The sequence below is a fragment of the Pseudomonas sp. PGPPP1 genome, assembly GCF_002255865.1.
Classification (GTDB): Bacteria; Pseudomonadota; Gammaproteobacteria; order Pseudomonadales; family Pseudomonadaceae; genus Aquipseudomonas; species Aquipseudomonas cremoris.
In genome coordinates this window covers 1-15,744 of record NZ_NKIG01000039.1, presented here as the reverse complement: position 1 = coordinate 15,744, position 15,744 = coordinate 1, and the positions used below count along the sequence as shown (strand labels likewise).

Genomic DNA, 15,744 nt, shown 5'->3' with positions numbered 1-15,744 from the left:
CGGCCCTGCCCTTGGAAGGAAACCCTGTTATGCGCCTGAGTGCCAGCGCTATTGCGCTTGTTGTCGGACTGCTGGTCAACCATGGGGCACAAGCCTCTGAACTGCCACAACGCTGGGTGAGTGCTGGTGGCGCGCTGTCTGAGTGGGTGACGGCCCTGGGCGGCGAGTCGAAGCTGGTAGGGGTCGATACCACCAGTCAGCATCCCGAGTCGCTCAAGGCGCTGCCGAGCATCGGCTATCAGCGGCAGTTGTCCGCCGAGGGCATATTGAGCCTGCGTCCGCAGGTGCTGGTGGGCACCGAAGAAATGGGACCGCCGCCGGTATTGGCGCAGATTCGCAGTGCGGGCGTGCAGGTTGAAATGTTTTCGGCGCAACCGGACTTGCCGACGCTGAAAGGCAACCTTCAACACTTGGGCAAGCTGCTGGGCAGCGAGGCCAAGGCCGACGAATTGTTCAGCGGATATGAGCAGGCGCTCGATCAGCAGAAACGCTGGGTCGCCAAGGCGCAGGCCACGCAAAAGGCGCCGGGTGTATTGCTGTTGCTCGGTCACGCTGGCGGCAAACCGCTGATCGCCGGTAAGGACACGGCCGCTGATTGGGTGTTGCAGCAAGCAGGTGGGCATAACCTGGCGACCCATAGCGGATACAAGCCGTTTTCGGTGGAGTCGCTGGCGGGGTTGAGCCCTGATGTGCTGGTGTTTGCCGACCGTGCCCTGACCGGTGACGCGGCGCGTGCGGCCCTGTTCAAGGAGAATCCTATCCTGGCCTCGACGCCTGCTGCCAAGAGCGGGCGGGTGTTTGAGCTGGACCCCACATTGCTGGTCGGTGGCTTGGGGCCGCGCCTGCCGCAAAGCCTTGTCACATTGTCTGCCGGGTTTTATCCGTCCCAAGCTAAGCCTGCCCCATGACCTCTCTGGTTAAACCGCGAACCTTGTTTATCGGGCTGGCGCTGTTGTGCGTATTGGCAATCTGGCTTTCATTGGCACTTGGGCCCGTTAGCCTGCCGCTGCTGGATACGCTCAGGGCGGCCTTGCGCTTGATGGGTATGCCAATCGAGGCGCAAGGGTTGGAGCAGGCGGAGCTGATTTTGGGGCAGATTCGTTTGCCGCGCACATTGCTGGGGCTGGCCGTCGGCGGCGTACTGGCGCTGTCGGGCGTAGCGATGCAGGGGCTATTCCGTAATCCGTTGGCGGATCCGGGGCTGGTCGGGGTGTCCAGTGGCGCGGCGCTTGGCGCGGCGATTGCGATTGTCGGCGGTTCGTATTTTGGTGGGTTGCCGGATGCGCTTGGGCCTTACCTTCTGTCGCTGTGTGCGTTTCTGGGTGGGTTGGGCGTAACGGCGCTGGTCTATCGGCTGGGACGGCGCAACGGCCAGACCAATGTCGCGACCATGTTGCTGGCCGGTATTGCCCTTACGGCGCTCGCCAGTTCGGCGGTGGGCCTGTTCACCTACCTGGCGGATGACGCCACCCTGCGGACCCTGACGTTCTGGAACCTGGGCAGCCTCAACGGCGCCAGCTACTCACGGCTATGGCCGCTGTTGCTGGTGAGTGCCGGTGTGGCGCTGTGGTTGCCGCGTCGGGCCAAAGCGCTGAATGCACTGTTGCTTGGCGAGTCGGAGGCCAGTCACCTGGGGATCGATGTTGAAGGGCTCAAGCGTGAGTTGGTGTTCTGCACGGCCCTGGGTGTAGGGGCGGCGGTGGCAGCGGCGGGCATGATTGGCTTTGTGGGATTGGTGGTGCCGCATTTGGTGCGATTGCTGGCCGGGCCGGATCATCGCGTGCTGTTGCCCGCATCGGTGTTGGCGGGGGCGAGCCTGTTGTTGTTCGCTGATTTGGTCGCTCGGCTTGCCTTGGCACCGGCTGAGCTGCCTATCGGAATCGTCACCGCATTTATCGGTGCGCCATTTTTTCTTTACCTGTTGTTGCGGGGGCGTGCCTGATGTTGCGCGTGGAAGAACTGCAGATCCGTCGCGGCCGAAAAATCGTATTGGCGGATGTCACCCTGGATCTATTGCCTGGCGAAGTGCTCGGTGTGCTGGGGCCTAATGGTGCGGGCAAGAGCACATTGCTGGGGGCGTTGTGTGGTGAGTTGCAGCCGGATCAGGGCGGTGTGTTGTTGGACCAGCGGCCGTTGAGTGAATGGGGTGGGGTGCAGCGAGCGCAACGTCTAGCGGTATTGCCACAAACCTCGACATTGGATTTCGCTTTCCGGGTCGAAGAGGTGGTGGGTATGGGGCGTTTGCCTCATCAAACCGGGCGCATGCGGGACGATGAAATCATTGAGGCAGCCTTGCAGGCGGCAGATGTCGGGCACTTGAGTGGCCGTAGTTACCTGGCATTGTCTGGCGGCGAGCGCCAGCGCGTGCACCTGGCGCGAGTGTTGGCGCAGTTGTGGCCAGGTGAGGCGGGGCAGACGTTGCTGCTGGATGAACCGACGTCGATGCTTGATCCGTTACACCAGCACACAACCCTGCAGGCCATCCGTTCCTTTGCCGATCGTGGCGCAGCGGTGCTGGTCATTCTCCATGACCTGAATCTGGCGGCTCGTTACTGCGACCGCATTCTGTTACTGGAAGAGGGGCGTCCCCATGCGTTGGATACGCCAGTGCACGTCATGCGGCCTGAACCGCTGAAGGCCGTATTTGGCTTGGATGTGCTGGTGCAGGCGCATCCGGAGCGAGGGCACCCGCTGATCATTGCGCGTTGACGCCGGCCATTTAAATGGCAGTTTTCTACGGGCAAAAAAAGACCCGGCAAGAGCCGGGTCAAATAACCGTGATTAGCCTGATGAGGAGATAATCTGAGAGTCCGAACCAATGGTCTTTCAGTTATCGGCTGATCTCGCGACCAGTTGTGATAATCATAACGATTCTCATTTGAGAGTCAACATTTGTTTTTGCACTGTTTTCTACTTTTGCCAAACGCTTGTTTGCGATGCCTGTAAATGCTGGCTGTGGTCGCCAATTTAATTTTTCTGCCGCGCCGCAATAGCGTCCAATTGACGGTTCAATGCTTCCTTGCGCTCGGCAGGAATGTCGTTCCAGTGCACATCCATCAAAGCCCCTTCGATTGCATACAGCAGCACTTTCGATGCCCGGAACCCGCGTGTTCGCACGGCGCGGTAGGCATCAACCGCTCCCAGGCGACGTAAGTCGGATGCACTGTGGATGCCCACCGCATGCAGCCACTGTGCTGACGTCTTGCCGAGGTTTTTCAGGTGTTGCAGCTCATCGTTCATCAAGGCTCCTTGCGACGGCCGAATGGTTCGGTGGGAATCGTGACCAGGCAAGCCTGAACAGGAGTGTAGCGCTCAGTAGGAAAAGTGCAGTTCTTTGGTCGGGAACGGCCTAAAAGCTTATAAGAATGGCGCGGGGATTTTGACGGAAGGCAGGCGCAAAGCCCGGCACGCCTTAGCGTAGCCGGGGCTTGAACAACGGTGGTTACTTGGTGCGGTAGCGCAGGCGAGTGCCGAAATTGACGGACATGAGGATCTCATCGGCGGTCAGTTCAGGCGGGAAATAGGTGCCCGAGATTTGCGCATGGGCCAGGCTGGCGCCTTCCAATGAGCAATCGCGAAGGTCCAGGCCGCGCAGGTCGGCGGAACGGAAGTACGCATCCGTGAAGTCCACACCTGTGGCATTCAGTTCGCGCAGGTCCAACCCGCGAAAGTCGCCACCGCGCATGTCGATGACGCCGTCCTTTGGCCGTTCCTGGTTGAAACCGCGAATATCGTCTTTATGCAGGAGCGAGTAGAGCGGGGTATCAAGAAGCTTAGGCTGACTCATGACGGCGACTCCTGTTGGATTTATGACGCCATTATAGTGCCACTATTCCTGAGGCGTGTGCCTTAGTAGGCAGCACGCCCAAGAAATTTTTCTTACAGGCCTGGCAGATGCTGGCGAATATGCGCGACCAAAGCGTCGAGAGTCCCGCTTTCGTTGGTTTCGACGCGCTTGCTGAGCAGTAGCTCCTCGGCTGTCAGCGGCTCGCGATTCGCCTGCTGCTCTTCAATGACGGTCAGTGTTGCGTCAGACGGATCGTTTTTATCCGCCTGACGTTGCGCAAACCAACTGGCGATAACGGCTTGCGGCGCGTTGCAATCCAGGATCAGGAACGGCGCGCCAGTCGCTTCGGCAACTTTGGCTGCGGCGTCGCGCTGTGCACGTTTCAGGAAGGTGGCATCCAGTACCACCGGGAAGCCGGCGCGCAGTACGGTATCGGCAATTTCATTCAGGCGAGCGTAGGTGGCTGCGCTGGCATCGGCCGCATAGATACCGGCCTGTGGCGTGTTTTCAACCTGCTGCTCGCCGAACAGACGCTTACGCTCTACATCCGAGCGCAGGCGTACGGCCCCCAGTGCTTCTACCAGGCGCATGGCAACCTGGCTCTTGCCGACAGCCGAAACGCCGTGAGTAATTGCCAGGAAGCGCGATGGAATGGTGCTGTAGCTTTCCGCCAGGTTGGCGTAGTTGCGGTACTGGCGCAGGCTGGTGGCGCGTTGCACGGGGCTTGCATCGCCCGGCATGCTGAACAGCGCGATCTTGGCGCGTACCAGGGCGCGGTAGGCCTTATAGAAGTTCAGTACTTCGAGGCCTTGATAGTCGCCGGTCAGCTCCAGGTATTGGCTGATGAAGCGGCGAGCCAACGACTTGAGGCCACGGTCTTCCAGGTCCATCGCCAGGAAGCCGGTGTCGGCGTACACATCGGTAAAGCGGAACGGTTCGTTGAACTCGATGCAGTCGAAAATCACGACCTTGCCGTCGATCACGGTGGCATTGCCCAGGTGGATATCGCCGTGGCATTCACGGGTGAAGCCGTCCAGCTTGCGCTGTACCAGCAGCGGCTTGAGGCGCTCGAAGCTACTTTCGGCCCACGCTTGCAGCGCTTCAAGTTGAATCAGGTCGGCCTTGTCGCTGAGGAATGGGCGGATCTGGTCGAAGTTCTGCCGTACCGGCGCCATCACTTCGTCCGGTGTGCCTGCTGGGTGGTCCTGTGGGACTTTCGGCGCGGTGAGGTGGAAGTGCGCGATTTGCTTGGCCATCTCATCGATGTGCGCACTGGTCAGTTCGCCGTTGGCTTGCAGGGTGCTGAGCAACTGGCTTTGTGGGAACTGGCGCATCTTGAGTGCGTATTCGATCACCGGGCCTTCGCCGCCCAATTGCGGTGCTTCGGCCGTGCCGGTAATCGGCAACACTTCAAGATACAAATCTTCGGTCAGGCGTTGGTTGAGGCGCAGTTCTTCGTTGCAGAAGTGACCGCGATCCTCCAGGGAGGTGAAATCCAGAAAGCCGAAATTCATCGGCTTCTTCAGTTTATAAGCGTAAGGACCGGTCAGTACGACCCAGGAAATATGGGTTTCGATAACGTGGAACGCTTCAACCGGGTGAGGGTATAAAGCCGGGTTTTGCAGGGCTGCGATCAGGGACTGGCTCACGGGCGATCCTTCAGAGTCTGGGGGAAATCATGGCAGGCATTATGGCTGCTGACGCCAGCCGTGCAAACCGCTGTCCGGTTCATGTTGATCGTCAATAAAGTGCGTATAATCCGCCGCCATGACTCGAACCCGATCCCCCCGTTCCCGTAAAAAACCTCCTTCCCGCGGCCTGCGCCCGTGGCTGGGCTGGGCGCTCAAGCTCGGCCTGGTTGGCCTTGTGGTGCTCGCTGGCTTCGCGGTGTACCTCGACGCTGTGGTCCAGGAGAAGTTCTCCGGCAAGCGCTGGACCATTCCGGCCAAGGTGTATGCACGCCCGCTGGAACTGTTCACCGGCCAGAAGCTGAGCAAGGATGACTTCCTCACCGAACTCGATGCCCTCGGCTACCGTCGTGAGCCTGTAAGCAATGGCCCGGGCGCCGCAGCTGTCAGCGGTAATACCGTTGACCTGAACACGCGCGGTTTCCAGTTCTATGAGGGGCTGGAAAAAGCCCAGCCTGTTCGTGTGCGCTTCTCCGGCGACTATGTGGCTGAGCTCTCGTCGCTCAATGGCTCGAAACTGCCGGTGGTACGCCTGGAACCGCTGATGATCGGCGGTATTTACCCGAAGAACCTTGAAGATCGCATCCTGATCAAACTCGATCAGGTGCCGCCGTATCTGCTGGAAACCTTGGTTGCCGTGGAAGACCGCGATTTCTACAGCCACTGGGGCGTTTCGCCGAAGTCGATCGCGCGCGCTATCTGGGTAAACACTTCCGGCGGCAAGATGACCCAGGGCGGCAGCACGTTGACGCAACAATTGGTCAAGAACTTCTACCTGACCAATGAGCGCAGTCTCACCCGTAAACTCACCGAAGCCATGATGGCGATGCTGCTGGAGATGCACTACAGCAAGCAGGAAATCCTTGAGGCGTACCTCAACGAGGTATTCGTCGGCCAGGATGGCCAGCGCGCGGTGCACGGTTTCGGCTTGGCCAGCCAGTTCTTCTTTGGTCAACCGCTTTCCGAATTGAAGCTCCATCAAGTCGCGTTGTTGGTAGGGATGGTCAAGGGGCCGTCCTACTACAACCCGCGCCGTAACCCGGAGCGTGCGCTGGAGCGCCGTAACCTGGTACTCGATGTTCTTGAGCAGCAGGGCGTTGCCACGGCTGAGCAAGTGGCGGCGGCGAAGAAGATGCCGCTGGGCGTCACCACTCGCGGCAAGCTGGCGGACAGTTCCTTCCCGGGCTTTATCGACCTGGTCAAACGCCAATTGCGTGAAGACTACCGCGACGAAGACTTGACCGAAGAAGGCCTGCGGATCTTCACCAGTTTTGACCCGATCCTGCAGATGAAAGCCGAGGCGTCGGTCAACGACACCTTCAAACGTATGACTGGCCGTAAAGGCGCTGACGAAGTGGAAGCGGCCATGGTCGTGACCAACCCGGAAACCGGCGAAGTCCAGGCCCTGGTGGGCAGCCGCCTGGCCAGTTTCGCCGGCTTCAACCGGGCGCTGGATGCAGTGCGGCCGATTGGCTCGTTGGTCAAGCCGGCGGTTTATCTGACAGCCTTGGAAAAACCGAGCAAGTACACCCTGACCAGTTGGCTGTCCGACGATCCATTGTCGGTGAAGGGCGCTGACGGCCAGGTGTGGACGCCACAGAACTTCGATCGCCGTTCCCACGGCACGGTGTTCCTGTACCAAGGGTTGGCGCATTCCTACAACATTTCCACATCGCGCCTTGGGCTGGAAGTGGGTGTGCCGAACGTGCTGAAAACCTTGGGTCGACTGGGCATCACACGTGAATTCCCGGCTTTTCCATCGATCCTGCTGGGTGCCGGTGCGATGACGCCGATGGAAGTGGCAACCATGTACCAGACCCTCGCCAACGGTGGTTTCAACACCCCGATGCGTGGGATCCGCAGTGTACTGACCGCCGAGGGCGAGCCGCTCAAGCGTTATCCGTTCCAGATCCAGCAGCGTTTCGATGCGGGTTCCATCTACCTGATCCAGAACGCCATGCAACGCGTGATGCGTGAAGGTACCGGCAGTTCGGTCTACAAGGTCCTCCCGTCGAACCTGACGCTGGCAGGCAAGACCGGTACGAGTAACGACTCGCGCGACAGTTGGTTCGCAGGTTTCGGCCAGGATGTACTGGCGGTGGTCTGGATGGGCCGTGACGACAACGGCAAGACGCCATTTACCGGTGCGACCGGTGCACTGCAGGTCTGGACCAGTTTCATGCGCAAGGCCGATCCGTTGCCGTTGAACATGCCGCAGCCGGATAACATCGTGCAGGCCTGGATCGATCCGCACACAGGGCAGGGCTCCGATGCCAACTGTCCGGGCGCAGTACAGATGCCGTATATTCGCGGCAGCGAGCCGCCACCCGGCGCCGCGTGCGGTGGCAGTGCGCCTGCTGACGCGGAATCGGTGATGGATTGGGTCAAGGGCTGGATGAATTAAGCAAAGAGGGTTTCACGTGAACAAGTGGTTGTTTCCAGCTATGACAGCTCTGGCTTTGCTCAGTGGTTGCTCCAGTGTGCAGCGCGGTTCCATTCCCGTGGTGGACTCGAGCACGGCCGTCTCCAACAACGATCGAATTTCGGCCAACGGCGGTTTCCGCCAAACCGTGACCAATCGTCCAGCCCAGGCTAAGCCGCAAGCCGTTCCTCAGGATTCTGGCGTGGTGGTTATGGTGCCGGGCGGTGGTGCAGCCACCGCCGCGCCGATCAGCGCCGAACCGTGGACCCCTGGGCCAAGCACATCGGGGCCGATCGATTCCACGCCGATTCAAACGGCGCCGATCAACCAAGGTACCTACAACATGCCGTCGACGCCGAGTGGTATCCCGTCGTCGTCCAACTCCGGCGGCCTGTCGGCTGATGAGCAATTGGACGGTCCGGTACTGGCCCTACTCACCACTGCCCAGCAACAGCAGGCGGGCGGCGACTTGAATGGCGCCTCGTCGAGCCTTGAACGTGCCCAGCGCGTTGCACCGCGCGAGCCGCAGGTGCTGTATCGTCTGGCCCAGGTGCGCATGGCTCAGGGTGATGCTCCACAAGCAGAGCAATTTGCTCGTCGCGGCCTGACCCTGGCCAATGGTCGCCCTGACCTGCAAGCCAATCTGTGGGCTTTGATCGGTGACGCACGTGCCGCGCAAGGTGATGCTGCCGGTGCCGCCCAGGCGCGGCAAAAAGGTAAGGTCAGCTACTGATGGATGAGCGTTTTCCCGCGATTGCCGAACAGTTATTGCTGATCGAGCGTGAGTTGCGCGTACAGGGCTGGTGGGACGAGGTGTCCCCCAGCGTCGAGGCGCTCAGCAGCGTTGAGCCGTTTTCCGTGGACACCTTGGACTTCCATCAGTGGTTGCAATGGGTCTTCCTGGTGCGCATGAAGCAGATCCTTGAGCAGGACCTGCCGCTGCCTAATGCGTCGGGGATCATGGAAATGGCCGAAATGGTCTACGCCGATCGCCCGCAAGAGAGCCTCGGCTTGCGTAACGCGCTGAAAAAGTTCGACCAATTGATCGTCGACGCTCGTTAATTGCCTGACTGCCGGTTTTTCCGGCAGTCTTGCGCACATTTCTACCGCTTGACGACATTCAGGCGAGTTTTATCCCTCCTCAAAGCCCTTTCTTCTACGTTCTCATGCGCTTAGTTGGAAAAAAGCGCAATTATTGCTTGACTTGAAGGGCCTGAAACAGAAGAATCCAAAGTCCGCTGTATCGGGACTGCCAGAAGCAGGCCCGCTCAGCAGATCATGAGGCGCACATCCGCGCCGACCTGTTACACCCGCAACGCGTTACCTCGCGCTGGGTGGGAAAAGCCCGCAACACTTGGGACGATCCCAATACTTGCTCAGTCAGTGCTGACGTAGTCGGCGACCACCGTCGCTCATGCTCTGTTGAGAAGTAAACCTATTAAGACCCGTCGGTTTTCAACGGACGGTATTCTGGCGTTTTAGAGGTGAACAACGTGGAGCTTTTATCTGGCGGTGAGATGCTCGTCCGCTTTTTGCGTGACGAAGGCGTCGACTATATCTACGGGTACCCAGGTGGTGCTCTGCTGCATGTTTACGACGCACTGTTCAAGGAACCGGCTGTTACCCACATCCTGGTTCGCCACGAACAGGCCGCGACCCATATGGCTGACGGTTATGCCCGTGCCACCGGTAAAGCCGGCGTGGTGCTGGTAACGTCTGGCCCAGGCGCAACCAATGCCATCACCGGCATCGCGACTGCGTATATGGACTCCATCCCGATGGTGATCATTTCTGGCCAGGTGGCAAGCACCATGGTCGGTACCGATGCATTCCAGGAAACCGACATGATCGGTATCTCCCGGCCGATCGTGAAACACAGCTTCATGATCAAGCATGCGTCGGAAATTCCAGAAGTCATGAAAAAGGCGTTCTACCTCGCGCAGTCCGGTCGCCCGGGCCCTGTCGTGGTCGATATCCCGAAAGACATGACCAACCCGGCTGAAAAATTCGAATACGTATTCCCGAAGAAAGCCAAGCTGCGCTCCTACAGCCCGGCTCTGCGTGGGCACTCGGGCCAAATCCGCAAGGCCGCAGAAATGCTGCTGGCGGCCAAGCGGCCAGTGTTGTACTCGGGCGGTGGCGTGATTCTGGGCGGCGGTTCTGCACCGCTGACCGAACTGGCCAAGTTGCTCAACCTGCCGGTAACCAACACCCTGATGGGCCTCGGCGCATTTCCGGGCTCGGACCGTCAGTTCGTCGGCATGCTCGGCATGCACGGCAGCTACACCGCCAACCTGACCATGCACCACGCCGACGTGATCCTGGCCGTGGGCGCGCGTTTCGATGACCGCGTGATCAATGGCGCGAGCAAGTTCTGCCCGAATGCCAAGATCATCCATATCGACATCGACCCGGCGTCCATCTCCAAGACCATCAAGGCCGACGTGCCGATCGTGGGGCCTGTTGAAAGCGTGTTGACCGAAATGGTCGCTGCGCTCAAGGACATCGGTGAGGCGCCGAACAAGGAATCGGTTGCCAGTTGGTGGAAGCAGATCGACGAATGGCGCGGTGATCGTGGCCTGTTCCCTTACGACAAGGGCGACGGCAGCATCATCAAGCCTCAAACCGTGATCGAGACTCTGTGCGAAGTGACCAAGGGCGATGCCTTTGTGACCTCCGACGTGGGCCAGCACCAAATGTTCGCCGCGCAGTACTACAAGTTCGACAAGCCTAACCGCTGGATCAACTCCGGTGGTCTGGGCACGATGGGCTTTGGTTTCCCTGCGGCCATGGGCGTGAAGCTGAGCTTCCCGGACACCGACGTCGCGTGCGTCACCGGTGAGGGCAGCATCCAGATGAACATCCAGGAACTGTCGACGTGCTTGCAGTACGGTCTTCCCGTGAAGATCGTCTGCTTGAACAACGGCGTGCTGGGCATGGTTCGTCAGTGGCAGGACATGAGCTACAACAGCCGTCACTCCCATTCCTACATGGAGTCGCTGCCTGATTTCGTCAAACTGGTTGAAGCCTATGGCCATGTCGGCATTCGCATCACCGATTTGAAAGATCTGAAGCCGAAGATGGAAGAGGCGTTCGCCATGAAGGACCGCTTGGTATTCATTGATATTCAGGTGGATACCAGCGAGCACGTCTACCCGATGCAGATCAAAGACGGCTCTATGCGCGACATGTGGCTGAACAAGACGGAGCGTACTTAATCATGCGGCACATTATCTCCCTGCTTCTGGAGAACGAACCCGGCGCTCTGTCTCGTGTTGTCGGCCTGTTTTCGCAGCGTAACTACAACATCGAAAGCCTGACCGTGGCCCCGACCGAAGACCCGACATTGTCGCGCCTGACGTTGACCACCGTGGGCCACGATGAGGTGATCGAGCAGATCACCAAGAACCTCAACAAGCTGATCGAAGTGGTCAAGCTGGTCGACCTGTCGGAAAGTGCCCACATCGAGCGCGAGCTGATGCTGGTCAAGGTCAAGGCCACGGGTGCCCAACGTGCCGAGATCAAACGGACTACCGACATTTATCGCGGGCAGATCGTCGATGTGAGCGCCAGCGTTTATACCGTTCAACTGACCGGTACAAGCGACAAGCTGGACAGCTTCATCCAGTCGATCGGGACGGCCTCGATTCTGGAAACGGTACGCAGTGGTGTCACCGGGATTGCCCGTGGCGACAAAGTACTCAGCATCTAACCCAAATTAGCGAATGGCCTTACGGCCTGGATATATAGAGGAACCTCATGAAAGTTTATTACGATAAAGATTGTGACCTGTCGATCATCCAGGGCAAGAAAGTCGCCATCATCGGCTACGGCTCCCAGGGTCACGCACAAGCGTGCAACCTGAAAGATTCCGGCGTTGACGTAACCGTTGGCCTGCGTAAAGGCTCGGCTACCGTTGCCAAGGCAGAAGCCCACGGCCTGAAAGTAACTGACGTTGCTTCCGCTGTTGCGGCTGCCGACCTGGTCATGATCCTGACCCCGGACGAGTTCCAGTCCTCGCTGTACAAGAACGAAATCGAGCCGAACATCAAGAAAGGCGCCACCTTGGCCTTCTCCCACGGCTTCGCGATTCACTACAACCAGGTTGTGCCACGCGCTGACCTCGACGTGATCATGATCGCGCCGAAAGCACCGGGTCATACCGTGCGTTCCGAGTTCGTCAAAGGCGGCGGTATCCCTGACCTGATCGCGATCTACCAGGACGCTTCGGGCAATGCCAAGAACGTTGCGCTGTCCTACGCTGCTGGCGTCGGTGGCGGTCGTACCGGCATCATCGAAACCACCTTCAAGGACGAGACCGAAACCGACCTGTTCGGCGAGCAAGCCGTTCTGTGCGGCGGTACCGTTGAGCTGGTTAAAGCTGGTTTCGAAACCCTGGTTGAAGCTGGCTACGCGCCAGAAATGGCCTACTTCGAATGCCTGCACGAACTGAAGCTGATCGTTGACCTCATGTATGAAGGCGGTATCGCCAACATGAACTACTCGATCTCCAACAACGCTGAATACGGCGAGTACGTGACTGGTCCGGAAGTAATCAACGCCGAGTCCCGCCAGGCCATGCGCAACGCCCTGAAACGTATTCAGGACGGCGAATACGCCAAAATGTTCATCAGCGAAGGCGCTACCGGCTACCCTTCGATGACCGCCAAGCGTCGTAACAACGCCGCTCACGGCATCGAAGTCATCGGCGAGCAACTGCGCTCCATGATGCCGTGGATCGGTGCCAACAAGATCGTCGACAAAGCCAAAAACTAAGTCGTACGCATCAAGGAAAAACGCGGCCTAGGCCGCGTTTTTTCGTTTGGGGGCCGCTTCTGGTATAAAGCTGCATCGTTTGCGGGCGAACACTCGCCGCAAGTACCTGTCGAATTTTTTCACACCGTTGCAAGGTAAAGTCCATGAGCGAACGTCCCGAAGAGCCAAGCCAGGCTTCTGACGCCGAAAGCCTGCTACCGATCGATGAGCATGTCGAAGAAGGGCATGACGCGGAAGGCCGCAAGGTCCGGCATCGTGGCATCTATCTTCTGCCAAACCTGTTCACCACGGCGAACCTGTTTGCCGGCTTCTATTCCATCATCAACTCCATGAGTGCCCAGAGCGCGTTGGCAGCGGGGGATGCGGCGAGCGCCAGCAAATACTTCGGGTTTGCTGCCATCGCCATTTTCGTCGCCATGGTGCTGGATGGCCTTGATGGTCGTGTGGCACGGATGACCAACACCCAAAGTGCCTTTGGTGCCGAGTACGACTCGCTGTCGGACATGGTTGCCTTTGGTGTCGCGCCAGCGCTACTGGCGTTTGCCTGGGCGCTGGGTGATATGGGCAAGGTAGGTTGGATGGTTGCCTTCATCTATGTCGCGGGCGCCGCTTTGCGTTTGGCCCGCTTCAATACTCAGGTGGGGACAGCCGACAAGCGCTACTTCATCGGGCTAGCCAGCCCGGCCGCTGCGGGTGTGGTGGCGGGTATCGTCTGGGCGTTCAGCGACTACGGCATTCAGGGGTCGAAGATGTCGTTCCTGGTGGCCTTGATGGTTGCGGCGGCAGGTATGCTGATGGTCAGCAATATCAAGTACAACAGCTTCAAGGAGCTGGATCTGAAAGGGCGCGTGCCTTTCGTGGCGATCCTGGCAGTGGTACTGGTGTTCGCTGTGGTCTTTAGTGATCCACCGCGGATCCTGTTGCTGGCGTTTTTGGTCTACGCGGCTTCGGGCCCGGTTCAGTACTTGCTGCATCTGCGTCGGGACAAAACATTGTCTTAATGTAATTTCCCTCATACTCCGCAGTCTATTGGTGCATCAGTTCTCCAATGCTGCGGAGTTGCCATGCTAATCAAATTGTCCAAATCATCCGATTGCCATGAATCGGAAGTCACCCCTGAATCCCTCTACCTCTCTCGCCGCAGCTTGCTCGGTGGTGCGCTTGCCGGTATCGCTGCCAGCAGTTTGCCGCGTTGGGCCAGTGCTGAAGATGCCGCCCGTTATGCCGATGTCGAGCCAGGCAGTGCGCCGAACTGGTTTGCCGAGAAGCTGCCGGCCACCAAATGGCAGACCGTGACGGTCAAGGATGAGGCTATCACCCCCTTCAAAGACGCAACCCACTACAACAACTTCTATGAGTTCGGCACAGGCAAGGGGGACCCGGCAACAAATGCGGGTTCTCTCAAGACCGAGCCCTGGAGTGTGGTGATTGATGGAGAGGTGGCAAAACCTGGGCGTTATGCCCTTGAAGACTTCATGAAGCCTTATCAGTTGGAAGAACGAGTCTACCGTTTGCGCTGCGTCGAAGCGTGGTCGATGGTCATCCCTTGGATCGGTTTCCCTATCTCCGCATTGCTCAAGCAGGTCGAGCCAACGTCAAAGGCTAAATACATTCGCTTTGAGACGCTGCAGGATCCCAAAAGTATGCCGGGGCAGCGCTCCAGTTTCGGCTTGATTGACTGGCCCTATGTAGAAGGGCTGCGTTTGGATGAGGCAATGAATCCTTTGGCCATTCTTGCCGTAGGTATGTATGGGCGCGAGCTACCGAATCAGAACGGCGCGCCGCTGCGGCTCGTGGTGCCATGGAAGTACGGTTTCAAGAGTGTGAAGTCCATCGTGCGGATCAGTCTCGTGAGCGAGCAGCCGAAAACCACTTGGCAAAGTATTGCGGCCGATGAGTATGGGTTTTACGCGAATGTGAACCCTACGGTTGATCACCCTCGTTGGACCCAGGCAAGGGAGCGTCGCTTGCCGAGCGGTCTGTTCAGTCCCAATGTGCGTGAAACGCAGATGTTCAATGGCTACTCGGATGAGGTCGCCTCTCTTTATGCCGGCCTTGATCTGCGGAAGAACTATTGATGCGCTATCCCATGTGGCGCGTTAGCGTCTTTATTGCTGCGGCGATATGGCCGTTGTTCTGGCTATTTGAAGCGTGGAGTTCTGCTCTGGGGCCTGATCCGGGCAAAGTGCTGGTGGATCGGTTAGGCCTGGGTACGTTGATTCTGTTGCTGATCACTCTCGCAATGACGCCGCTGCAAAAGCTGAGCGGCTGGCCGGGATGGATAGCGGTGCGCCGGCAGTTGGGGCTGTGGTGCTTTGCTTATGTGGTGCTGCATCTGGCAGCTTATTGTGTGTTCGTGCTTGGGCTCGACTGGTCGCAGTTGGGAGTGGAGTTGCGTAAGCGGCCTTACATTATTGTCGGGGCGCTGGGTTTCTTCTCGCTTCTGGTGTTGGCGATTACTTCAAATCGCTATAGCCAGCGACGCTTGGGGAATCGCTGGAAGAAGCTGCATCGCCTGGTATATGCGGTTCTCGGCCTTGGTTTGCTGCATATGTTGTGGATCGTGCGGGCTGATCTGAAGGAGTGGGCCATCTATGCCTCTATAGGAGTGTTGCTGCTGATCCTGCGGTTACCGCCAGTGATGCGCCGAATTCCACGGCTAATTGCCAGAAAATCACCTTCTGCAACAAAAGCGTAATTAAAGGTTGACGGCAGATTCTGGAGGCCTATAATTCGCCCCACTTCCGGCGCAGTCGAGACGGAAAACTCCTTGGTAAACAATGAGTTATGTAGGTTTCGGCAGTCAGTTGCTTCAGTTCATCGAAGCTCGCAGGAAGTTGAAAAAGAGGTGTTGACAGCAGCGTGTAACGCTGTAGAATTCGCCTCCCGCTAACGAGTGATCGGAAGCGCAAGTGGTTGAAGTTGTTGAAGAAATCTTCGAAAACTTCTGAAAATAATCACTTGACAGCAAATGAGGCTGCTGTAGAATGCGCGCCTCGGTTGAGACGAAAGATCTTAACCAGCCGCTCTTTAACAACTGAATCAAGCAATTCGTGTGGGTGCTTGTGGAG

Annotated in this window: 15 protein-coding genes; 12 read left to right on the top strand and 3 right to left on the bottom strand. The window is 58.4% G+C overall.

Going from position 1 to position 15,744, the window contains the following annotated elements:
• Positions 1-29: 29 nt before the first annotated feature.
• From CFE47_RS28200 to CFE47_RS28190, 3 genes are read left to right on the top strand one after another with little or no spacing between them, the layout of a single operon-like run.
• Complete coding sequence (locus tag CFE47_RS28200) at positions 30-908, top strand: heme/hemin ABC transporter substrate-binding protein (protein ID WP_286842049.1); 879 nt, start codon at positions 30-32, stop codon at positions 906-908.
• The gene (locus CFE47_RS28195) at positions 905-1,942 is read left to right on the top strand and encodes a FecCD family ABC transporter permease (protein WP_185708469.1); all 1,038 of its coding nucleotides are present in this window, start codon (positions 905-907) and stop codon (positions 1,940-1,942) included. The genes CFE47_RS28200 and CFE47_RS28195 overlap by 4 nt, the downstream gene beginning before the upstream one ends.
• Entirely contained in the window at positions 1,942-2,709 is a 768-nt protein-coding gene (locus tag CFE47_RS28190) for a heme ABC transporter ATP-binding protein (protein ID WP_286842046.1), read from the top strand. The genes CFE47_RS28195 and CFE47_RS28190 overlap by 1 nt, the downstream gene beginning before the upstream one ends.
• A 258-nt stretch (positions 2,710-2,967) precedes the next feature.
• Here the strand turns inward: CFE47_RS28190 and CFE47_RS28185 are convergent, their stop codons facing one another.
• The 3 genes from CFE47_RS28185 to CFE47_RS28175 all read right to left on the bottom strand — a co-directional run bounded on the left by CFE47_RS28185 (position 2,968) and on the right by CFE47_RS28175 (position 5,436).
• Entirely contained in the window at positions 2,968-3,240 is a 273-nt protein-coding gene (locus tag CFE47_RS28185) for a TfoX/Sxy family protein (protein WP_185708467.1), read from the bottom strand.
• A gap of 202 nt (positions 3,241-3,442) precedes the next feature.
• Positions 3,443-3,787: a pentapeptide repeat-containing protein gene (locus tag CFE47_RS28180; protein ID WP_185708466.1), complete on the bottom strand. Its 345-nt coding sequence runs from the start codon at positions 3,785-3,787 to the stop codon at positions 3,443-3,445.
• Between the two features lie 92 nt (positions 3,788-3,879).
• On the bottom strand, positions 3,880-5,436 hold the full coding sequence (locus tag CFE47_RS28175; protein ID WP_286842043.1) for a bifunctional aminoglycoside phosphotransferase/ATP-binding protein: 1,557 nt from the start codon (positions 5,434-5,436) through the stop codon (positions 3,880-3,882).
• Positions 5,437-5,554: 118 nt separating this feature from the next.
• Between CFE47_RS28175 and mrcB the strand changes: the two genes are divergently transcribed.
• The 9 genes from mrcB to msrQ all read left to right on the top strand — a co-directional run bounded on the left by mrcB (position 5,555) and on the right by msrQ (position 15,371).
• Positions 5,555-7,879: a penicillin-binding protein 1B gene (mrcB, locus tag CFE47_RS28170; RefSeq protein ID WP_286842041.1), complete on the top strand. Its 2,325-nt coding sequence runs from the start codon at positions 5,555-5,557 to the stop codon at positions 7,877-7,879.
• 16 nt (positions 7,880-7,895) lie between these two features.
• Complete coding sequence (locus tag CFE47_RS28165; protein WP_286842039.1) at positions 7,896-8,630, top strand: tetratricopeptide repeat protein; 735 nt, start codon at positions 7,896-7,898, stop codon at positions 8,628-8,630.
• Positions 8,630-8,959, top strand: coding sequence for a YqcC family protein (locus CFE47_RS28160; protein ID WP_185708462.1), 330 nt, complete (start codon positions 8,630-8,632; stop codon positions 8,957-8,959). Before CFE47_RS28165 ends, CFE47_RS28160 begins: the two co-directional genes overlap by 1 nt.
• Positions 8,960-9,390: 431 nt before the next feature.
• Positions 9,391-11,115: an acetolactate synthase 3 large subunit gene (locus tag CFE47_RS28155; RefSeq protein ID WP_286842037.1), complete on the top strand. Its 1,725-nt coding sequence runs from the start codon at positions 9,391-9,393 to the stop codon at positions 11,113-11,115.
• Between the two features lie 2 nt (positions 11,116-11,117).
• On the top strand, positions 11,118-11,609 hold the full coding sequence (ilvN, locus tag CFE47_RS28150; protein WP_003176102.1) for an acetolactate synthase small subunit: 492 nt from the start codon (positions 11,118-11,120) through the stop codon (positions 11,607-11,609).
• 47 nt (positions 11,610-11,656) lie between these two features.
• Entirely contained in the window at positions 11,657-12,673 is a 1,017-nt protein-coding gene (gene ilvC, locus CFE47_RS28145) for a ketol-acid reductoisomerase (RefSeq protein ID WP_003194132.1), read from the top strand.
• A 143-nt stretch (positions 12,674-12,816) separates the two neighbouring features.
• Entirely contained in the window at positions 12,817-13,674 is an 858-nt protein-coding gene (gene pssA, locus CFE47_RS28140) for a CDP-diacylglycerol--serine O-phosphatidyltransferase (RefSeq protein ID WP_185708460.1), read from the top strand.
• A gap of 63 nt (positions 13,675-13,737) precedes the next feature.
• On the top strand, positions 13,738-14,751 hold the full coding sequence (gene msrP / locus CFE47_RS28135) for a protein-methionine-sulfoxide reductase catalytic subunit MsrP (RefSeq protein WP_286842035.1): 1,014 nt from the start codon (positions 13,738-13,740) through the stop codon (positions 14,749-14,751).
• The gene (gene msrQ, locus CFE47_RS28130; protein ID WP_286842033.1) at positions 14,751-15,371 is read left to right on the top strand and encodes a protein-methionine-sulfoxide reductase heme-binding subunit MsrQ; all 621 of its coding nucleotides are present in this window, start codon (positions 14,751-14,753) and stop codon (positions 15,369-15,371) included. Before msrP ends, msrQ begins: the two co-directional genes overlap by 1 nt.
• Positions 15,372-15,744: the final 373 nt, after the last annotated feature.